19 protein-coding genes are annotated in these 18,766 nt (G+C 59.6%); 10 read left to right on the forward strand and 9 right to left on the reverse strand.

Features of this window, described 5'->3' with window-relative positions:
- Positions 1 to 284 precede the first annotated feature (284 nt).
- From ACO08A_RS19920 to ACO08A_RS19930, 3 genes are read right to left on the reverse strand one after another with little or no spacing between them, the layout of a single operon-like run.
- Positions 285 to 998 carry a DUF899 domain-containing protein gene (locus ACO08A_RS19920; RefSeq protein WP_422037679.1) on the reverse strand — a complete coding sequence of 238 codons (714 nt, stop codon included), beginning with the start codon at positions 996 to 998 and terminating at the stop codon, positions 285 to 287.
- Positions 999 to 1,021: 23 nt separating this feature from the next.
- A complete protein-coding gene (locus tag ACO08A_RS19925; RefSeq protein WP_422037680.1) occupies positions 1,022 to 1,513 on the reverse strand; it encodes an SRPBCC family protein in 492 nt (163 codons plus the stop codon).
- Positions 1,510 to 1,833 (reverse strand): ArsR/SmtB family transcription factor, encoded by a 324-nt coding sequence (locus ACO08A_RS19930; protein WP_422041785.1) that lies wholly within the window; start codon positions 1,831 to 1,833, stop codon positions 1,510 to 1,512. Before ACO08A_RS19930 ends, ACO08A_RS19925 begins: the two co-directional genes overlap by 4 nt.
- 152 nt (positions 1,834 to 1,985) lie before the next feature.
- On the opposite strand from ACO08A_RS19930, the gene ACO08A_RS19935 reads away from it, so the two are divergent.
- Together ACO08A_RS19935 and ACO08A_RS19940 are read left to right on the forward strand one after the other, a co-directional pair.
- A complete protein-coding gene (locus tag ACO08A_RS19935; protein WP_422037681.1) occupies positions 1,986 to 2,636 on the forward strand; it encodes a glutathione S-transferase family protein in 651 nt (216 codons plus the stop codon).
- Between the two features lie 136 nt (positions 2,637 to 2,772).
- Entirely contained in the window at positions 2,773 to 3,699 is a 927-nt protein-coding gene (locus ACO08A_RS19940; RefSeq protein ID WP_422037682.1) for a DMT family transporter, read from the forward strand.
- A 9-nt stretch (positions 3,700 to 3,708) separates the two neighbouring features.
- Here ACO08A_RS19940 and ACO08A_RS19945 read toward each other — a convergent pair whose 3' ends face one another.
- The 3 genes from ACO08A_RS19945 to ACO08A_RS19955 all read right to left on the reverse strand — a co-directional run bounded on the left by ACO08A_RS19945 (position 3,709) and on the right by ACO08A_RS19955 (position 7,203).
- Complete coding sequence (locus ACO08A_RS19945; protein ID WP_422037683.1) at positions 3,709 to 4,620, reverse strand: PhzF family phenazine biosynthesis protein; 912 nt, start codon at positions 4,618 to 4,620, stop codon at positions 3,709 to 3,711.
- A gap of 326 nt (positions 4,621 to 4,946) precedes the next feature.
- On the reverse strand, positions 4,947 to 6,098 hold the full coding sequence (locus ACO08A_RS19950; protein WP_422037684.1) for a GNAT family N-acetyltransferase: 1,152 nt from the start codon (positions 6,096 to 6,098) through the stop codon (positions 4,947 to 4,949).
- Positions 6,099 to 6,300: 202 nt separating this feature from the next.
- Positions 6,301 to 7,203: a pirin family protein gene (locus ACO08A_RS19955; protein WP_422037686.1), complete on the reverse strand. Its 903-nt coding sequence runs from the start codon at positions 7,201 to 7,203 to the stop codon at positions 6,301 to 6,303.
- A gap of 391 nt (positions 7,204 to 7,594) precedes the next feature.
- Here ACO08A_RS19955 and ACO08A_RS19960 point away from each other — a divergent pair, with 391 nt between their 5' ends.
- The 5 genes from ACO08A_RS19960 to ACO08A_RS19980 all read left to right on the forward strand — a co-directional run bounded on the left by ACO08A_RS19960 (position 7,595) and on the right by ACO08A_RS19980 (position 11,625).
- A complete protein-coding gene (locus ACO08A_RS19960) occupies positions 7,595 to 8,245 on the forward strand; it encodes a pyridoxamine 5'-phosphate oxidase family protein (RefSeq protein ID WP_422037687.1) in 651 nt (216 codons plus the stop codon).
- A 241-nt stretch (positions 8,246 to 8,486) separates the two neighbouring features.
- Positions 8,487 to 9,410 (forward strand): ABC transporter ATP-binding protein, encoded by a 924-nt coding sequence (locus ACO08A_RS19965; RefSeq protein ID WP_422037689.1) that lies wholly within the window; start codon positions 8,487 to 8,489, stop codon positions 9,408 to 9,410.
- A gap of 6 nt (positions 9,411 to 9,416) precedes the next feature.
- Complete coding sequence (locus tag ACO08A_RS19970; protein ID WP_422037690.1) at positions 9,417 to 9,887, forward strand: GNAT family N-acetyltransferase; 471 nt, start codon at positions 9,417 to 9,419, stop codon at positions 9,885 to 9,887.
- A gap of 45 nt (positions 9,888 to 9,932) precedes the next feature.
- Complete coding sequence (locus ACO08A_RS19975; protein WP_422037691.1) at positions 9,933 to 10,694, forward strand: ABC transporter permease; 762 nt, start codon at positions 9,933 to 9,935, stop codon at positions 10,692 to 10,694.
- Between the two features lie 31 nt (positions 10,695 to 10,725).
- Complete coding sequence (locus ACO08A_RS19980; RefSeq protein WP_422037692.1) at positions 10,726 to 11,625, forward strand: D-alanyl-D-alanine carboxypeptidase family protein; 900 nt, start codon at positions 10,726 to 10,728, stop codon at positions 11,623 to 11,625.
- Between the two features lie 21 nt (positions 11,626 to 11,646).
- On the opposite strand, the gene ACO08A_RS19985 is transcribed toward ACO08A_RS19980, so the two are convergent.
- A complete protein-coding gene (locus ACO08A_RS19985; RefSeq protein WP_422037693.1) occupies positions 11,647 to 12,804 on the reverse strand; it encodes a GGDEF domain-containing protein in 1,158 nt (385 codons plus the stop codon).
- A gap of 453 nt (positions 12,805 to 13,257) precedes the next feature.
- Here ACO08A_RS19985 and ACO08A_RS19990 point away from each other — a divergent pair, with 453 nt between their 5' ends.
- Positions 13,258 to 14,565: a tetratricopeptide repeat protein gene (locus ACO08A_RS19990; protein WP_422037694.1), complete on the forward strand. Its 1,308-nt coding sequence runs from the start codon at positions 13,258 to 13,260 to the stop codon at positions 14,563 to 14,565.
- A gap of 12 nt (positions 14,566 to 14,577) precedes the next feature.
- Here ACO08A_RS19990 and ilvC read toward each other — a convergent pair whose 3' ends face one another.
- Both ilvC and ACO08A_RS20000 read right to left on the reverse strand, forming a co-directional pair.
- On the reverse strand, positions 14,578 to 15,597 hold the full coding sequence (gene ilvC / locus ACO08A_RS19995; protein WP_421984047.1) for a ketol-acid reductoisomerase: 1,020 nt from the start codon (positions 15,595 to 15,597) through the stop codon (positions 14,578 to 14,580).
- A gap of 102 nt (positions 15,598 to 15,699) precedes the next feature.
- The gene (locus tag ACO08A_RS20000) at positions 15,700 to 16,350 is read right to left on the reverse strand and encodes a TetR/AcrR family transcriptional regulator (protein ID WP_422037695.1); all 651 of its coding nucleotides are present in this window, start codon (positions 16,348 to 16,350) and stop codon (positions 15,700 to 15,702) included.
- 715 nt (positions 16,351 to 17,065) lie between these two features.
- Between ACO08A_RS20000 and ACO08A_RS20005 the strand changes: the two genes are divergently transcribed.
- Positions 17,066 to 17,656, forward strand: a complete 591-nt coding sequence (locus ACO08A_RS20005; RefSeq protein ID WP_422037696.1) for a DJ-1/PfpI family protein — start codon at positions 17,066 to 17,068, stop codon at positions 17,654 to 17,656.
- Positions 17,657 to 18,414: 758 nt separating this feature from the next.
- Positions 18,415 to 18,765: a ribbon-helix-helix domain-containing protein gene (locus tag ACO08A_RS20010; RefSeq protein ID WP_422037697.1), complete on the forward strand. Its 351-nt coding sequence runs from the start codon at positions 18,415 to 18,417 to the stop codon at positions 18,763 to 18,765.
- Position 18,766: the final 1 nt, after the last annotated feature.

An 18,766-nucleotide genomic window follows, 5' to 3' on the forward strand; every position in this document is an offset into this window, starting at 1 on the left:
CCAAATTCGTTCATTGTCGAGCGTTCCCCAAAAGCAGGGTTCGGCATTCGAAAGCAAGCAACGCTTCAATTCAATAAACGGCTAATTTGCAGTCTCTGGGGTGCCACCACCCGCCAAAGCGTACGCGACTTCCGGTCTCAGGCCAACCGGCAGGGCTGATTTCGCAGTCCCGGGCCGGGCTCGCGGCTCGACGGTTGCCTGTCTCCGGCGGAACAGCGGCCGCGGCCAAGCGCGGCCCGCTATCTTCGATACCCGGAACGCGCGGAGTGGTTTCGGAAGCCGACCTAGGCATCCCCGCGATACATGTCCCGCCGGCGCACCCATGCCTGGGGGTAGGGCAGATCGTCTTCCTGCCGTCCCATCGGGGTCAGGTCCAGGATGTTGTAGGCCATGTTGAGAATGTCGAGACCCCGGCCATAAGTGGAATAGCTGTGGCCGACGCGGCCGTCGTCGAGCTTCAGGAAGGTGCTGACGCCGGGCAGCTCTTCGGAATGCACCGTGTCGTTGCCGCTGTAATTGTAACCCCGGCCGGTCGGGTCCTTCTTGTCGGGGAAGGTGACGCCGAAATCGACCCCGAAGCCATTTCCTGCCGTGGAGACCCAGTCAAAGCTCCAGCCCATGCGGGACTTGTAGGCGCGGAGCGTTTCCAGCGGCGCATTCGAAACGGCGATCAGTCTCGTTCCGCGGGCAGCCAGATGCGTGTCGAGGCGGTCGTAGTTGTCTGCCCAGAAGGAGCAGCTCGGACAGCCCTCCTGCCAGGTTTCCCCGAACATGAAATGATAGACGGCAAGCTGCGGGTGTGGTCCGAACAGGTCCGCGAGGGATTTCCGGCCGTCTTCCGTATCGAAGACATAGTCCTTCTCCACCAGAACAAGCGGCAATTCCCTTCGGGCAGCGGACAGCGCGTCGCGTTCCCTAGTGAAGGACTTTTCCTTTTCAAGCAGAGCCTTGCGCGCGGCGAGCCAGTCCTGCCGGTTGACGAATTGCGGATGTGTCATGTCTTTCTCCTCGGGAATGGACGCTACGCGATCGTGATCTCGGCAAGCCGTCTGAAGCAGCCGTCCCAGCCACCACCGACGCCGCGCCGTGCATCTTCGGTCTTGATCGCCTCGTGGCGCAGCTTCACTTCGGTTGCCTTGCCGGCCTCGGTGAACGTGATCGCAACCTGAGAGGTGTCGGTCGCTTCCCGCGTTCCGTCGGCGAATTCCTGGACGTGGCGCCAGCTGAATTCGAGCCTTTTTGGTGCGTCTATGGCGAGATACTCGCCCTCGAAGTGGATCTGCTTTTCCTGTGTTTTTTCAATGACGAATCGCCATCTGCCGCCGACCTTGAGATCGATGTCGACCGAGACGAGGCCGCCTGATTTCGGCACAAACCAGCTCTGCACCTCATCGGGTTCGGTGAAGGCGCGGAACACGCGCGCAGGCGCGGCCCGGAACAGGCCTTCCACAATGACAGGCTCCTGGCCGGGTTCCGATTTGAGAAATTGCTTGTCGATCTCCTGAACGCTCATGTGTCGTTCTCCTCTTTGGCAAGATGGCGGGCGAGGGCGTCGAACCGATCGATCCAGAAGGATTCGTACTTGCTCAACCAGTCAACGGCTTCCTTGATGGGGGCTCCGCGCAGACGGCAGTGCCGCGTGCGGCCGCGCTTTTCGATATCGACAAGGCCGGCATCGGACAGGACCCTGAGATGTTTGGACACGGCCGTCAGCGACATGTCGAAGGGAGCGGCAAGGTCTGACAATGTCGTCTCGCCATCTGCAAGGCGCGCGACGATCGCGCGTCTTGTTCCATCGCTCAATGCCGAAAATGTCGCGTCCAGTTGGGCCATTTGCTGCACAGTCATAAAGTGAACCTTTTGGTTGACTATCACTGAATTCCATTATAGTCAACTAAATGGTTGAGTAAAGTCACCCCAGGGGTGAGGAGCTCGACATCGCCGGCGGGATGATCCTGGGTCCGGCGCACACAGGAGCTGAAATCATGGAACTCTATCTGACCGATCTGTCCCCCAATTGCCGGCGTGTTCTGGCTGCAATCCATCATCTCGGGCTGGAGGGCGAAACCGAGATTCAAAACTTCAATCTGTTTGCCGGGGAGCACCAGACCGAGGCGTTCAAGGCCATCAACCCGAATGTGAAAGTGCCCGTTCTCGTCGACGGTGATCTCAAGCTCTGGGAAGCCAATCCGATCATGATTTATCTGTCGGACAGGCAGAATGCGGAGACGTTCTGCCCGTCGAACAATGCGCTGCGTATCGAAGTGCTTCGCTGGATGTCCTGGGAAGTGCAGCATTTCAATCGTGCGCTTGGCGAGATCGTCTGGGAAACCGTCGCCAAACAGGTGTTCGGTCTGGGGCCCGTCGATGAAGAGAAAGTTGCGTCCGGACAGGAAAATTTCCGCCGTTTCGCGGCCGTTCTGGAAGGTCATCTGGCTGACCGCGAATTCATTCTGGGAGACACGCCGACGGTTGCCGACTTCGCCGTCGGAAGCCACTCGGCCCTGGCGCTCCATCCGCGGTCCCAAGTGCCCCTGCTTGAGTTTCCCAGGGTCCTGGCCTGGCTGGAACGCATGGAAGCTCTGCCGGCTTGGCAGAAGACGGCACCACAGGCACCGGCAGAGGCTGCGGAGTAACTTTTGCGGTCCTGGAAAAACAGTCTGGCGGCAGGACACCCGTTGCCGCCAGACTGCCCGGAACACAGCTTTCGCTCCCGCAAACATCTGCAAGCCGGTTTGCCGCGCCTCTGGCAAGGCGCTACCATGGCTCTCGATGACGAGACCTTATGCAATCGCCTTGTGTTTTGGATTTATTGCCGCCTTTTTGATGGGCGCCAACTCCGTGATCGTGAGGTATCTGACGGGCGATCTGCATGGACTTCAGATCGCTGTCTTCCGCCTGTGGATCGCCTGCTTCGTCATTTTCGTCATGCTGAAACTGTCCGGCCGGCGGCTGAACCTGTTCCGGCTGGACCGTTTCACGCTGCTTGCCAGCACCGGGTTCACGCTGAACTACATCACCTTTCATATCGGTCTTGAGCATACCAGCGCCACGAACGCGATGGTTCTGGAAAACACGGCACCTTTCTTCGTGCTGCTGTTCCTGGTGATCGCCGGTGTTGAACGGGTGCGATGGTTCGACGTGCTTGCGACCTGTCTGGCCCTGGCCGGGGTTTACCTCACCGTGCGCCACGATTTCGACGCGGGAGCGGGAGAGAGCCTCATCGGCGATTTCTGGGAGCTCGGTGCGGGTATATCCTGGGCGATATTCATTGTCGGAAGCGCGCGGGCGGTCAAGCAGACCCGCTCGACCATGGACCGTATGGAAGTCCTGTTGAAGATACTCCTGCCAAGCGCCGCCGTGTTGTCGCCCAGCCTGCTGTTCTATCCTCTGGAGGCAAGCGCGACGGATGCGTTCCTGCTCGTCCTGCTCGGCGTCCTGTCCACGGCATTCGGATATTATCTCTGGTACGAGGCGATGGCGACCGTTTCGACCGTAACGGCGGCGTTGCTCGCCGTCCTTTCGGTGGTCTTCACCTTCGCGATTGCCTATGTGGCGCTCGGTGAAGAAATGACCCCGGATATCCTGATCGGAGGCGCGCTCATCATCACCGGCGTCGTGCTGCCAGGGATCCTGAACGCGAGAGAGCAGCGGAAAGCCAGCGAGACCCAGCCTGCAGTCGGCAGCGAAGCGGATTGACCGGTTTCGTCAGACGAACAGCTCACCCCTGGCCACGAGGGTCGCCTGACCGCCGATGCGAACGGCGTGCATGCCGCCATGCTCGATATCGATCTCAAGATCGATCAGCGAAGGCCGCCCCATTTCGAAGCCCTGTTCGATACGGATGTGGTGCGTGCCTTCCGTCAGGCCGTCATAGAAATTGACGACGCCGGCAAAGGCCGCGGCTGCCGAACCTGTTGCCGGGTCTTCGGGAATGCCCATGTCCGGGGCAAACAGCCGCGCATGAAAGGCGCTGTCATGCGAGCGGGTTTCACGGCAGTAGATATAGGCGTGGTTGTGGTCATTCTTGCCGAAGCCGGCCTTCCACATGGCGCTGACCGGCTTTGCCCTGGACAGGGCATCCAGGTCGCGCACCGGCACGAAGTTGAAGGGCGGACCGACCTGAAAGCGCGACGGCGCATGGTTTTCAAAGCCGATATCGGTCGGCTCGAGATCGAGGGCTGCAGCGATGAGTTCGATATTGTGCGTCGGTCCGGCCGGTTCCGGCAGGCTGGGCACGTCGAATTCGGCGAAGCCGGCTGCGTTCTGCTTCAGGATGACGGCGCAGCGCACAGCGCCGATTTTCTGTTTCAGAACAACGACCGCATCCTGTTCGCCGTCAACCTCGCCAAAGCGTTCGGTCGCCAGCAGGATCGCGGTGCCGATGGTCGGATGTCCCGCGAAAGGGAGTTCCATTTTCGGGGTGAAGATCCGCATGCTGGCGGTCTGGCCCGGGTTTTCGGGCGGAAACACGAACACTGTCTCGGAGAGATTGAACTCACCTGCGATCTTCTGCATCTGCGCGTCGCTCAGATCTTCGCTATCCAAAACCACCGCAAGCGGATTTCCTGCCAGAAGTGTGTTTGTGAAGACATCCAAGATCGCGTAGCGGCGGCCCATATTCTGTTCTCCCTGGAGAATAACCTGACCCCTCATACCGGGGTGAGCGGACTTTTGCATTTCTAGCCGGGTCCCGCCAGTCCCTACAGCGTGTTCTTGGTGAACAAACCCTTGACGGTTCACCGGGGGGCTCCGGTCCGGACCCTAGTCACCTGAATCTGAAGTACGACTCAGTTTGCAGCGAGCTTCGAACGAACTTCAGATTCAAGAAGGTGACTAGCAAGTCTATATTTCTGGTGCGGTTTACGAATTTGAACTTCGCTTCGGAGACTGCTGCAGCAATGATGCGAACTTCAAATTCACCGCACCGGTCTCCAGGCCCCGGGTCACCGCAACAGAGTGTCTGCAATTTCGCGGGCGAACGACACAATCGCCGGGTCTTCAAGATCGGCGCGCGAACGTATGATGCGAATATCTGACAATTCCTGCTCGGCCGATGCGGCCGAATGCGCCAGGATGCTGCCGCGAAGATCACTGGCATCCACGCCGCAGTCGAACACGCGTGCGATGGAAATGCGCGGTCCATCAAAGGCGGCCAGCAATTCGGCGCGCTGCAGTGTTTCACCGCGCAGTCCAGTCTCTTCTTCCAGTTCCCGGTCAATTGCCTGGATCACGTCCACCTTGCGGTCCGGCGTGACGTCGCTCAGATCGAGATTGCCTCCCGGCGGATAAATCATTCCCGCGGTTGCCGTATGGGGCGCCATGACACCGTAAAGCAGCGCACCGCACCGGCTTCGGATGATGGCCGAACCAAACAGGTTGAAAGCAGCGGCATCAGGTGCGCCCCAGTCCCGCCAAGCAAGGTGCGCCGCGTAGGAGCTTTCCGAACAACAGCCTTCAAAGACCCCGTTTTGAAACGAAAATTCCGTCAGTTTCAGCGTCCGGCCGTTCCACAGGAGCGAGATCCGTTTCCGTGCCTCCTCAAAATGGGCCGCAATTTCATTCTCGTTTTCAGTCTCGAAACGCCAGGGCCGGTCGATGACCGTCAAATCGACACGCGAGAGGGCGTGCACACATGCGGGGAGCCGTTTTTCCATGAGAGGAATGTCGTGTCCGGGCGACATTTCGCTCGGGCGGGTGCCGAAGATGCGAAACCCGTGTTTTTCGTAAAAGGCGCCGGCATGGGCATCCGATTCCAGGCGGAGTCGGGTGCGCCTGTCCTGACGGGCAATGTCCTCGGCGCGTTTCAGCAAAAGACTACCGATTCCCTTTTTATGCATCGGCGGATCGACGAACAGGTAATCGACAAGGAGTGTGTCTTCGTCTTCCGGGATCACGCCTGAAAAGGCGACTGGACCGCTTTCGTTTTCGGCGACGGTTATCCGGATTGATCGGATCGTGGCATCACGAATGCCCCAGGCTTCCCGGAATTCCGCCATTTTGTCTTCCGGGTATCCCCAGGAAGCCTTTGCGCGGTGAAGAATACCGGTCAGGGCAGGGGCGTCGGCCGGGATGGCAGGTCTGAGTTTAAGAGGCATGAGGCTCCGGCAGGTAGAATGCCGCACAGGCCTAACCGGAGATTGTGAAGGTTGCAAGGCAGCGCCACGTCCAGGAAAGCGATGTGCCGCCGAACCTGGCAGGTCGTCAGCGATCCCGTCAGCTTCACCCGGAACAGATCAAGCGGGATAACTCAGCTCTCTCGGTCCCTGCCTTTGCGCGGAGATGCAGACGGCCCGGATCTCACTTGATGAACGTGCCGTTCTGCAGTTCCGTCACCGCCTGCACCAGTTCGTCGCGCGTGTTCATGACGATCGGACCATGCCAGGCGACCGGTTCCTTTATCGGCGCGCCGGACACCAGAAGGAAACGGATGCCTTCGTCACCCGCCTGCACCACGATCTCGTCCCCGGTTCCGAAGATCACGAGTGTCCGGTCACCGGTCTGATCCCGGATCTTGAGTTCCTCACCGCCGAATTCCTTTTCGGTCAGGACACCGAATGGATCGGAGGCCCCTTCAAATGTGCCGGATCCTTCGAAGACATAGGCGAAAGTCTGCTTGTAGGTGTCGACCTTGAAGCGTTTCTTCCGGCCGGCCGGTACGTGTATGTCCAGGTACTGGGGTTCCGCCGCGATGCCGTCGACCGGGCCACTCTTGCCCCAGAACTCGCCGCAGATGATCCGCGCGGAGGTGCCGTCGTCGTCCGTGACAACGGGGATCTCGTTGGCGGTGACATCCTGGTAGCGCGGTTCCGTCATTTTCAGCGAGGAGGGCAGGTTTGCCCAGAGTTGAAAACCGTGCATGCGGCCTGCGGCATCTCCCTTGGGCATTTCCTGGTGCATGATGCCGCGTCCGGCGGTCATCCACTGGACATCACCGGCGCCAAGATCTCCCTTGTTGCCCAGGCTGTCTCCATGTTCCACCGTGCCTGCGAGGACGTAGGTTATCGTCTCGATGCCGCGATGCGGGTGCCATGGAAAGCCCGCCAGGTAATCTTCCGGGCGGTTGTTGCGGAAATCGTCGAGCAGCAGGAACGGGTCCAGCATTTCAGGATCCTGAAAACCGAACACGCGCTCGAGTTTGACGCCGGCACCCTCGAGTGTCGGCTGCGTGGATCCAATGTGAGTTACCGGACGGACGGACATGGATTGCGTTCCTGCTTCGGACGGGCTTGCTGAAAGCCCGCCAATCGGTTGCTTGTTCAATTGCAAGATAGCGCGGATCCGCCGGAAACCCAGCCGCCTGGCGCAAGACGCAGTGTTTCCGATGTGGAAACAATGCCGGGCTTTCCTGTTCCGGATCTGTCCCGGTGTGGCCGACGTCGAAGGGCCGTCTGCAAAAATCCGGGGCAGGGCACACCCGCGTTGACAGCTGCACAAAGTGAGAGGTACGTACCTCAGATACATTTCCTGCAGCCGACCACAGTTGACCGAGGCGAGGCCTGCAGGGCGAGAGAGCGGTTCGGGGGAAGACGGCATCCGGTCATTGGTTCGTGCCGGTCAGGTTCTGCAATGCGTATCGTGGCGAGGTGAGGAAATGACGGCGTTCGATCTCAAACCGGAATATCTGATCAGGGACGAGGCAGCTCTGAGGGGACTGTTTCCACCGACACACGAACTGGCGAAGAAAAAGTGCCTGACGATCCTCGACAGGCATGCCCGCGACTTCATCGAACGGTCGCCGTTCGTCTGTCTTGGAACGCAGAATGCGGACGGCAAGGCGGATGTCAGTCCGCGCGGCGATCCGCCCGGGTTCGTGAAGGTTCTCGATGATCAAACGCTTGTCCTTCCCGACCGTCCCGGAAACAACCGTCTCGACAGCCTGGTCAATATCGTCACCAATCCAAGCGTCGGACTGCTGTTCATCATTCCCGGATTTGACGACACCCTGCGCGTCAACGGGCAGGCGACGCTTGTCGTTGATCCCGAATTGCTGGAGGCAATGAGCGTCAAGGGCCGCAGTCCGACAGTCGCGATCCACGTTCGGGTAACCAGCGTGTTCATGCATTGTGCAAAAGCGTTCCGCCGGTCGCATTTGTGGGATCCGAAAAGGTTCCAGGACCGCAGCGACATGCCCTCCCTGATGAGAATCATCACGGACCAGGCAGCCGAAACACCTGCGAGCGACGAGGAACTGAGCGCGTTGGACGAGAAGCTGGAAGAGAGCTACCGCAAGACGCTTTACTAGGGTCAGGACCGGTACGCCGGAGAGGGGCGTTGCACTTTCGCGCAATTTCCCGGCGTCAGGCTGAAACCGGCCAGGCATGGCAGAGTTATCGCTGTCTGCACCTCCCGACCTCTTCCACGCGGTTCCATCGGCGATATACCGCGGCACCTTGCATCTTGCAGCCATCCGGCCCACATGTTGCTATACCCTCTCATGCGGCCTTCTGGTCAAACCTTCAATCATCGTGTCAGCTCAGGTCTTCATGGCGCCCATTCTTTCTGTCCGCGATCTGGAAAAGACCTATGAAGGCGGTTTCCAGGCCTTGAAATCGGTGTCGCTGGATATCCGCGAAGGCGAGGTGTTTGCACTCCTGGGCCCAAATGGCGCGGGCAAGACCACCCTGATCAGCACGATTTGCGGCCTCGTGCGCCCGACATCGGGAAGCATCACTGTCGGCGGTCACGATGCGATCGCGGATTTTCGGGCCGCACGGCGTCTTATCGGGCTGGTGCCCCAGGAAATGCCGACGGCACCGTTCGAGATTGTCGGCGACACGGTTGCCTTCAGCCGCGGCTTGTTCGGCCTGCCGCCCAACCGTGAATTCGTGGAGAGCATTCTCAAGGATCTCACGCTCTGGGACAAACGCAACAATCCCATCATGGCGCTTTCCGGCGGCATGAAGCGCCGGCTCCTTGTCGCCAAGGCGCTTGCGCACGAGCCCAAGGTTCTGTTTCTCGATGAACCGACCGCCGGCGTCGATGTCGAGCTGCGTCACGACATGTGGCGCATCGTGACCGAGTTGAAGGAAAAAGGCGTCACGATCATCCTGACGACCCACTACATTGAGGAAGCCGAGGAGATGGCGGACAGGGTCGGTGTCATCAACAAGGGCGAGATTGTCCTGGTTGAGGGCAAGGCGGAGCTGATGCGCAAGCTCGGGCGCAAACTCCTGACCCTCAATCTGACTGAACCACTGGAAACGGTGCCCGACAGTCTTGCGCGGCACAACCTCGAAATTGCCGATGCCGGCTGCAAGCTGGTCTATACCTACGACACGCACGCGGAAAGAACCGGCATTACTGCACTTTTGAAGGATCTGGCGGATGCCGGGGTCCGGTTCCAGGATCTGCAGACCGACCAGTCGTCTCTGGAAGACATTTTCGTGGACCTTGTGAAGAAGAGTTGAGCCGACATGACGAGGGACTTTTCCATCCGATCCGCACAGCTGGCCGACAGGGACGCCCTGACGGAGCTTTGCATGCGCTCCAAGCAGTCGAACGGCTATGACGATGCTTTCATGCACGCCTGCATCGACGAATTGCGGGTGCGCGACAGCTGGATATCGGACGACGATTTCTGGGTTGCCGAGGCCGCCGACGGATCGCTGGTCGGCTGTATCCGGCTGTCCCGCGACCAGTCATCCGGCGGCGAACTTGAAACCTGCTTCGTTGCACCGGACTGCAAGGGCGCAGGCGTCGGCCGGGCTCTGTTCGAGACGCTTGAGAGCCGGGCCAGAACAATCGGGCTCAGACATATCGAACTCGATGCCGACCCGTTTGCCGAAGCTTTCTACGCGCGCATGGGGTTTGCGACGACCGGCCGCTCGCCCTCCGGATCGATTCCTGGAAGGACGTTGCCGAGAATGAGAATGGACCTCGTTTGAAAACCGGCCAGGTCAAAGGCAGGGACTGTTGAAAAAGGGGAGCGCATGAATCTGGGCGCAGTCAAGTCGATCTACATTTCCGAGATGGCGCGCACGAAACGCACGCTGATGCAAAGCGTGGTCTCGCCCGTCATCTCGACCGTGCTCTACTTCGTCGTGTTCGGTGCGGCGATCGGGTCGCGGATCTCGGAAGTCGACGGGGTCAGCTACGGAGCTTTCATCGTGCCGGGGCTGATCATGCTGTCGCTGATGACACAGAGCCTGTCGAACGCATCGTTCGGCATTTACTTTCCGCGTTTCACCGGCACGATATTCGAGGTCCTGTCCGCACCGGTTTCCTATCTGGAAATCACCATCGCCTATGTCGGAGCGGCGGCAACGAAGTCGATCATCGTGGGGCTGATCATCCTGATTACGGCGAACTTCTTCGTCGATATCCAGATCCAGCACCCCGTCTGGATGGCAACTTTCTTCATTCTGACGGCTGTCACCTTTGCGCTGCTCGGCTTCATCATCGGCATCTGGGCCGACAATTTCGAGAAGCTGCAATTCGTGCCGCTTCTGATCGTGACACCGCTCGCCTTTCTCGGCGGCAGCTTCTATTCCATCAACATGCTGCCTGAGATCTGGCAAAAAGTGACACTGGTCAATCCCGTCGTTTATCTGATATCGGGTTTCCGCTGGAGCTTTTACGGCCAGGCGGATGTCAGTCTGTGGTTGTCGCTGGTTGCGACCATGGTCTTTCTGTTCGTGTCTCTGGCGATCGTTCACTGGATTTTCAAGACCGGGTACCGGTTGAAGGCCTGAATTCAGGGCCGGGACAAGAGTGAGACCGCATATGTTTCAAGGGCTCAAACTGACCGGAAAAGTCGGCGCGGTTCTTCTCGCCCTGCTGCTTGCCGCCTGTCAGACCGCGCAAGCGCCTTCACCGTCGGCATCGTCAGGCGCCCCTGCTACGAGCACAGCCGCTCAAACCGCGTCTCTGCCGGCCGTCGGGTATGCGCCCGCGACCGCACAGGAACGCGGGTTTTCAGCTCTGGTCCTCGACGCCTCGACGGGTGAACAGCTCTACGCCGTCGATGCGGATGCAGCACGGTTCCCGGCTTCGCTCACCAAGATGATGACGCTCTACCTGTTGTTCGAAGCCGTCGCGGAGGGACGCTACAGCCTGTCTTCTCCGCTGACCGTCAGCGAGAACGCGGCTTCGCAGCCGCCTGCAAAGATCGGTCTGAAGGCAGGAACGACAATAACCGTTCAGCGGGCCGCCCGCGCGCTGTCCGTCAGGTCCGCAAACGATGTCGGCGTTGCCGTTGCGGAGAACCTTGCCGGCAGTGAAGCAGCTTTTGCCCGCCAGATGACACAACAAGCACGCGCGCTTGGGCTTTCGCGAACCCGGTTCGAGAACGCAACGGGTTTGCCGGATCCCGGCCAGGTCACCACCGCGCGGGACATGGCGAAGCTCGGCCTGGCGCTCAAACGCCGGTTTCCGCAATACGCGAGTTATTACCGGGCGAAGTCCTTCACCTATAATGGCAGGACGTTCAAGGCCACGAACAACCTCCTGGGAAAGGTCTCCGGTGTGAACGGCCTGAAGACCGGCTATATTCGCATGTCGGGATACAATCTGGTGGCGACCGCGCAGCGTGGCGGCAAGCAGCTGATTGTCGTGGTGATGGGCGGGAAAAGCGAAAGCGCCCGCGACAAGGAGGTCACGCGGCTGATCGAGGCCTATTCGTGAAGCACGTCAATCCGTCCGTTGTCAGGAAGCTGCCGTCAGCTCTCCGGCAAAGGTGACGCAATTGCGCCCGTTTTTCTTCGAGCGGTAGAGGCTCTCATCGACGGCCTGCAGCAGGTCTTCCATCGCCAGTTCGTTGCCGGTGCCGTGGTAGATGCCGGTTGACGCCGTGATCCTGAAATTATCGGGTGCGAAGTCGAACTCGATCCGGGATATCAGCTGACGGAGGCGATCGGCGACCTTGGCCGCGTTTTCACGGGAGATGTCGGGCAAGAGAACGGCGAATTCCTCACCGCCCAGGCGCGCAAAGCAATCGTCTTTCCGCAGTTGCGCCTTGACGGCAGCCACGATTTTCACCAGCGCCTGGTCACCGGACAGATGTCCGAAGTTGTCATTCACATACTTGAAATGATCCAGATCGAAGTTGAGCAGGCCGAAGGTCTTCTCTGCCGGGCCATGCAGCACGTCTTCCAGGCGGGCCTGGAACTCCCGGCGATTGTACGCCCCTGTCAATGGATCCCGTCTTGCGGCCTCCCTGTGCCGCTGGGCCACCTGTTCGAACGAAAGGGCCGTCGAGAATGCGCCCGTCAGGCTGACGAACAGCATTGCGCTCATCAGGTGCAGACCCTGCATCGTATCGTTGATCATGCCGGGTCCGGCCGGACCCTCGCCGACGACACCGTGGAACACCCGCAGTCCGCCGACAGCGCCGAGAAAGAAGAACGCGAGCACGAGGCCGATGACGGAGATCAGACCGTGGAAATTTTTCGACGTGTAGGCGACGATGGTGGCGATACACAAGACCGTGAAGATGAAGTTGCCGCCAACATAGGCGAGCGTGGCGTCCGACAGCAGATAAGCAATCACTCCGACGATCAGATAGGCCGCGGCCGGCGCGAATGCGTCGCTCAGCCTGTTCGGCAGTCTGGCGAGGACGCGTGCGGCATAAAGATGAAATCCAAAACCAAGCAGCAGCAGCGTGTTCGGAAGAATGTACGCAACGATCCGGGGAAGGACATTTTCAAAGGCAAAGCAGACGAGGGCGAGCACGAGAATGGCGTTTGCAGCCGCCCAGCTGCGCCAGTGCACGCTCGGCGTCACCCGAAGCGACATCGCTTGAAAGGATATGGCGAAAATCAGCAACAAGAGCAGATTTGCCGAAAAAAGCGTCAATAAATCCATGCAGACGCACTCCACGCGCTACTCGTCGAAAACGACCAATTGAGGCAGCCTACGTTGTAATGTTTTTAGATGCTGTTAGGGCTGGTTAATAGATTTTCATCAAATTGTAGGCTTGTGGATTTTAATAAAAACATATCCACTGGAATGGGTGCAGACCCCCAATCAGACACGCCCGAATTAAGAATTCCTGAATTCGATCCCCGAAACTCGGCCCTTTCGCGCATTTTGTGAAAATTTTTCGAAAAAATCGAAAAGTCTCGGCCAAGTGGTGATGGCAAGACGGGAAATCAGGAGTCGGACCAAGGGACTGTGCCGTTTTGTTGTTTCCTTACGTCATCTGTTAAGGTCTGGACCGCTCTATGCGTCCATGGAAGTTTGGCAAGTGCAGGCGGATTTGTTTGTAGATTCCCGTCAGGCGAATGAACTGGAGTTAGTCAAACAGGTTGCGGTTTGTTGAAGCGTATTTTTCTCTATTGGATACCCAGTGCACTGATCGCGGCTTTGGTTGTTCTGTTCGTGGTGACCGATCCGCGCGTGCTCGAGATGTCCGCCAACGCCGGAAGCGCGACCGCCGCCAGGTGGCTTGGCGAACACTACAACGACCGTGAGAAAAAAGAGCGCTACGATCCGGAAAAGGCGCTGCACTGGTTCGAGCGGGCCGCGGAGCTCGGCAGCGTTGATGCGCTTTGCGAAATCGGAGATTTGCATCTTTACGCGTCGATCGAGGGACATACCTACAAGACGGCCCACGACTATTACCGACAGGCTGCAGAGGGCGGTCACATCGGCGCGATGCATCAATTGGCAGTCTTGCTCGAGTTCGGTATTGGGACAGACAAGGATCTTGCTGATGCGGAACGCTGGTTCAGGAAAGTGATCGAGCTGGGCAACGAATCCACCGAGCTCAACCTCACGCTGCTTTATTTCGCTCATCCGGAGGATTTCGGTGCCGAGAAGGTTTCCGGTTCCATTGAAGACATAAAACGTCTTGCCGGCGAAGGCGACTTCTATGCGATGTATGCGCTTGCCGGCGCCCATATGGTGGGAGAACCGGTGCCCAAGGATGTCGACAAGGGTCTTTCGATCTATTTCGAGCTGGCTGAGAAGGAGCCTTATTTTGCGCACGAGACACTCGGTGAAATCTATCTTGCGGGCGAGAGCGTGGAACCGGACTACGAGAAAGCACTGGGCCATTTCCGCAAGGCGATAAAGGCGGGAAACACCAGTGTTCACTATCACCTTGCCGAAATGCGTGAGTACGGGCTCGGTGTTGAACAGGACTATTCAAAGGCCGCTTACCACTACAGCAAATCTATCGACGCGAAGCACTTTGGCGGGCTGACCAACCTCGGCATCCTTCATCGCGACGGCACGGGTGTCGAACGTAACCATGAGGAGGCGATCCGGCTTTTCAGGCGGGCCGAGGAGCTGGAAATCTGGGGCGGTGCCGCGAATATCGGCTGGATGCAGTTGCACGGCCTGGGCCTGCCGAAAGATGCCTCCGAAGGACTTGCGCTGATCGAGGCGGCAGCGGCCGGGGAAGACGCCTATGGAGCCTATTATCTGGCAAAGCTGCTGGAAGAAGGAGAGATCGTTGCCCAGGACAAAGAGCGGGCACTGGCGCTCTACGGGATTGCCGCCAAACGCGGTTTCTTCCCGGCTAGAGAGGCTGTGAAACACCTGGAGGCGGCACCGAAGGACTGTTCCGTGCTACAAGAAGAAAAAGCCGGGCGTCGTTGCCCGGCCTTTCCGTATCGTTGATCGGCTGAACGCCTAGTTCTTGGTCTTGTCGACCAGCGCGTTGGACTTGATCCACGGCATCATGCCGCGCAGTTTCTCGCCGACTTCCTCGATCTGGTGACCGTCGTTAAGGCGGCGGGTCGCCTTGAACTTGGCAGCGCCGGCACGGTATTCCTGCATCCACTCGGAGGTGAACTTGCCGGTCTGGATGTCTTTCAGGACGCGCTTCATCTCCGCCTTGGTTTCGTCGGTGACGATGCGCGGGCCGGTGACGTACTCACCCCATTCAGCCGTGTTGGAGATGGAGTAATTCATGTTGGCAATGCCGCCTTCGTAGATCAGGTCGACGATCAGCTTCACTTCGTGCAGGCACTCGAAATAGGCCATTTCGGGCGCGTAACCGGCTTCCACGAGGGTTTCGAACCCGGCGCGGATCAGTTCGACCAGACCGCCGCACAGAACCGCCTGTTCACCGAAGAGGTCGGTTTCGCACTCTTCCTGGAAGGTGGTTTCGATGATGCCGGACCGGCCGCCGCCGACGCCGCTGGCGTAGGAAAGACCCAGATCAAGCGCGTTGCCGGAGGCGTCCTGGTGAACGGCGACAAGGCACGGCACGCCGCCGCCTTTTTCGTATTCGCCGCGCACGGTGTGGCCCGGACCCTTCGGTGCGACCATCAGAACGTCGACGGAAGACTTCGGCTCGATCAGGCCGAAATGGACGTTGAGGCCGTGCGCGAAGGCGATCGCAGCGCCGTCGCGGATGTTGCCGGCAATGTGGTCCTTGTAGATGTCCGCCTGCAGTTCGTCGGGCGTTGCCATCATCATCAGGTCAGCCCAGGCGGCCGCCTCGGCGACGGTCATGACCTTGAAGCCGTCGGCTTCAGCCTTCAGCGCGGTGGTGGAGCCTTCGCGCAGGGCAACGGCGATGTCCGGCACGCCGCTGTCCTTCAGGTTCATGGCATGGGCGCGGCCCTGCGAGCCGTAGCCGATGATGGCGACTTTCTTGGACTTGATCAGATTGATATCTGCGTCACGATCGTAATAAACGCGCATGGGTTCCTTTCTCCCGTTTGCATTCTCGTTATTCATGTTTGGAGCCGGAGTTGATGTCCGGTCTTCGTTGGCTGGTGGTCTCCAGTCGGCCGGCAGCCGGGGTCAGGCCCCGAACAGCCGGTAAAAGCGGTCAACGGCGTTTTGCGCCTGGGATGCCAGGTCCTGTTCGGCCGCGCTTGCGTTCTCGCCGAGAAGAAGCCGGATGTGAACGTCGCGGATGGCAAGGCCATAGAGCACCTGGTAGGCCTCTTCGGCATCGTCGAATTTCAAAAGCCCGTGGCGGCGTCCGCTTTCCAGCATGGTGCGTGCACGCGCCGAGATCATGTGCTTGCCGCGCACGAGAAGCAGGTGGCCGAGCCGGTTGGAATTGGTGTTGGACTGGCCGATGGACAGACGGTTGAGGGCGAGCGAGGTCTCTGAAAAGAGCACGCCCAGCAAGGCTTCCACGAAGGCCATGACATGGGCGCGGAAGGTCGCCGCATCGGCCGTCGCACCGGCTTCGGAGGGGAACTGAACCTGGCTTGCCTGGTAGGCAACGACAGCGGCCAGCAGGCCGTCGCGATCCCCGAACCACTTGTAGAGACTTTCCTTCGAACAGCTTGCGGTGCGCGCAAGACCGGCGGTCGTCAGCGCCTTTTCACCGCCTTCCACCAGAAGCGTCAGGGCATGCTGCAGCACCACCTGCTGGCGCGGCGAAAACTCGGGTGCAGCGTCCGGGCGGGAGGTGGCGATGTCATATGCGGCAGCGGGCATGTGCTTGGTCTTGGCTCGAAGAAAGTGATGATTTGCACGGAACCGTACGGTACGGTTCGGAGGGGGTTATGGCATTGCCGAAAAGGCGGGTCAAGGGTGAAATGAGAAATTTCGGAGGGTCGGGGGAGAGGGATGGTCTTCCATCCGGCGAACATCCTTCGAAACGGACCTGGCGGTCCTCGTCAGGATGAGGCTTTGGGTCTGGCCAGGTCTGTTCGGGCGGCTCCCACCGACGTCATCCCGGACTTCATCCGGGATCCAATCCACCTTGCAGCCGATGCGTGTGCCGGGGTCAGGCGTGAACGGTTGCGTCATGTTTCCGAAACACCGGCTCTGGAAACGAGTGGATCCCGGATCTCCGCTGCGCTGCGTCCGGGATGACGGTGGAGGGGCGTGTGACCAACAGTTCACACAGTCCTCATCCTGAGGAGCGCGTTAGCGCGTCTCGAAGGATGGGCCACGCACACATGCCTGCCGCATATCCTTAAAGGCGGACCTGGCGGTCCTTCCCAGGATGAGGCTTTGGGTCTGTTTAGATCTGTTCGGACCACAGCCACCGGTGTCATCCCGGACGTGATCCGGGGCAGGAAATGCCTGCGCTTTCCCCGCGACAAGTCAGAAAAACTGCTCTGTAGTACCCGCCTAATACCCGTGTCCGTTCTTTGCCTGCTAGCTTTCGCTCACATTGGTTTTCAGGACTCCGGGAGGATATGAGATGAGTGCCAAGATCCTTATGATCACGGGAGATTTCACCGAGGATTACGAAACGATGGTGCCGTTCCAGGCACTTCTTGCGATGGGGTATGAAGTCGATGCCGTTTGCCCCGGCAAAAAGGCAGGCGAGGCGGTGGCGACCTGTATTCACGACTTCGAAGGCGACCAGACCTACACCGAAAAGCGCGGCCATAATTTCACGCTGAACGCGACCTTCGCCGATATCGACGTTACCAGTTATGACGCGTTGGTGATCCCGGGCGGACGCGCGCCAGAATACCTCAGGCTCGATGCCGACGTGATTGCCGCCGTCAGCCACTTCATGCGCGCCGACAAGCCGGTTGCTGCGATCTGTCACGGAGCCCAGATCCTGACGGCAGCCAGGGTGATCGGGGGACGCACCGTGTCGGCCTATCCCGCCTGCCGTCCGGAAGTGGAGCTGGCCGGTGCCACCTATGCCGACATTGCCGTTGACGCGGCAGTGACCGACGGCAATCTCGTGACCGCCCCGGCCTGGCCGGCGCACCCGGCCTGGCTGGCGCAGTTCAACGCGGTGCTTGGCGGCACTGCAGCCGGGTCGCTCGCGGCCTGATCGGGTCATGTTCAACATGCAATGCCCGGAACGGCTGCCCATCCTTCGAGACGGACCCTCCGGTCCTCCTCAGGATGAGGCTCTGGGTCTGGTCAGGTCTGTTCGGGCGGCTCCCACCGGCGTCATCCCGGACTTGATCCGGGATCCAATCCACCTTACAGCCGATGCGTGTGCCGGGGTCAGGCGTGAACGGTTGCGTCATGTTTCCGAAACACCGGCTCTGGAAACGAGTGGATCCCGGATCTCCGCTGCGCTTCGTCCGGGATGACGGCGGAGGGGCGTGTGACCGGCAGCGCAAACTCACCTCATCCTGAGGAGCGCGCTAGTGGGTCTCGAAGGATGGGCCACGTACACATGCCTGGCGCGCATCCTTCGAGACGGACCTGGCGGTCCTCCTCAGGATGAGGCTCAGGGTCTGGTTGGGTCTGTTCGGACCACACCCACTGGCGTCATCCCGGACTTGATCCGGGATCCAATCCACGTTGCAGCGGATGCGCGAGCCGGGGCGGGGGTAAACGGTGGCGTCATGCTTCCGAAACTCCGGCTCTGGAAATTAGTGGATCCCGGATCTCCGCTGCGCTGCGTCCGGGATGACCGTGGAGGGGTTCGTGCAATTCGGCCGATGTCTGCCAAACCAAAACGTGTCTGGCAAAATTACGTTGTTCCTAGCATGTTGCAACGGGACGTTTGTTTAGTTCGACAGAGATCGGGTCGTCTAGCGGGCGGTAGGACGTGCCGAACAGGAAAGGGAGGACGCCATGTGCAAACTCTTCATCGAAGCTGATCCCGCGCTTTGGGAGAGCAGCACGAAGTCGTTGCGCATTGACGGCATGGTGACGTCCGTGCGGCTGGAAACGTTCTTCTGGAATGTTCTGGACGAGATCGCGGCGCGCGACGGCATGAATGTCGTTCAGCTGATCACCCGGCTGCACCATGAAAGCATCGATGCCGGGCATGACCTTGGAAACTTCACGAGCTTCCTGCGGGTCTGCTGCGGCCGCTACCTTGCGCTTCAGCTGTCAGGCGACGTTCCGACCGACACGCGGTTGCCGATTTCGACGCTCGATGCGGACGAGATCCTGGAGGCGGAAAGCACGCGGGTGCACTAAG

The organism is Roseibium sp., from assembly GCF_965232425.1.
Taxonomy (GTDB): domain Bacteria; phylum Pseudomonadota; class Alphaproteobacteria; order Rhizobiales; family Stappiaceae; genus Roseibium.

Excerpts from the sequence above, each read along its gene's own strand:
- ACO08A_RS19940 (WP_422037682.1), top strand. The coding sequence starts at position 2,773 with ATGACGAGACCTTATGCAATCGCCTTGTGTTTTGGATTTATTGCCGCC.
- ACO08A_RS19965 (WP_422037689.1), top strand. The coding sequence starts at position 8,487 with ATGGCGCCCATTCTTTCTGTCCGCGATCTGGAAAAGACCTATGAAGGC.
- ACO08A_RS19925 (WP_422037680.1), bottom strand. The coding sequence starts at position 1,513 with ATGAGCGTTCAGGAGATCGACAAGCAATTTCTCAAATCGGAACCCGGC.
- ACO08A_RS19960 (WP_422037687.1), top strand. The coding sequence starts at position 7,595 with ATGACGGCGTTCGATCTCAAACCGGAATATCTGATCAGGGACGAGGCA.
- ACO08A_RS20010 (WP_422037697.1), top strand. The coding sequence starts at position 18,415 with ATGTGCAAACTCTTCATCGAAGCTGATCCCGCGCTTTGGGAGAGCAGC.
- ACO08A_RS19950 (WP_422037684.1), bottom strand. The coding sequence starts at position 6,098 with ATGCCTCTTAAACTCAGACCTGCCATCCCGGCCGACGCCCCTGCCCTG.
- ACO08A_RS19935 (WP_422037681.1), top strand. The coding sequence starts at position 1,986 with ATGGAACTCTATCTGACCGATCTGTCCCCCAATTGCCGGCGTGTTCTG.
- ilvC (WP_421984047.1), bottom strand. The coding sequence starts at position 15,597 with ATGCGCGTTTATTACGATCGTGACGCAGATATCAATCTGATCAAGTCC.
- ACO08A_RS20000 (WP_422037695.1), bottom strand. The coding sequence starts at position 16,350 with ATGCCCGCTGCCGCATATGACATCGCCACCTCCCGCCCGGACGCTGCA.
- ACO08A_RS19970 (WP_422037690.1), top strand. The coding sequence starts at position 9,417 with ATGACGAGGGACTTTTCCATCCGATCCGCACAGCTGGCCGACAGGGAC.
- ACO08A_RS19980 (WP_422037692.1), top strand. The coding sequence starts at position 10,726 with ATGTTTCAAGGGCTCAAACTGACCGGAAAAGTCGGCGCGGTTCTTCTC.
- ACO08A_RS19930 (WP_422041785.1), bottom strand. The coding sequence starts at position 1,833 with ATGGCCCAACTGGACGCGACATTTTCGGCATTGAGCGATGGAACAAGA.
- ACO08A_RS19955 (WP_422037686.1), bottom strand. The coding sequence starts at position 7,203 with ATGTCCGTCCGTCCGGTAACTCACATTGGATCCACGCAGCCGACACTC.
- ACO08A_RS19975 (WP_422037691.1), top strand. The coding sequence starts at position 9,933 with ATGAATCTGGGCGCAGTCAAGTCGATCTACATTTCCGAGATGGCGCGC.
- ACO08A_RS20005 (WP_422037696.1), top strand. The coding sequence starts at position 17,066 with ATGAGTGCCAAGATCCTTATGATCACGGGAGATTTCACCGAGGATTAC.
- ACO08A_RS19945 (WP_422037683.1), bottom strand. The coding sequence starts at position 4,620 with ATGGGCCGCCGCTACGCGATCTTGGATGTCTTCACAAACACACTTCTG.
- ACO08A_RS19920 (WP_422037679.1), bottom strand. The coding sequence starts at position 998 with ATGACACATCCGCAATTCGTCAACCGGCAGGACTGGCTCGCCGCGCGC.
- ACO08A_RS19985 (WP_422037693.1), bottom strand. The coding sequence starts at position 12,804 with ATGGATTTATTGACGCTTTTTTCGGCAAATCTGCTCTTGTTGCTGATT.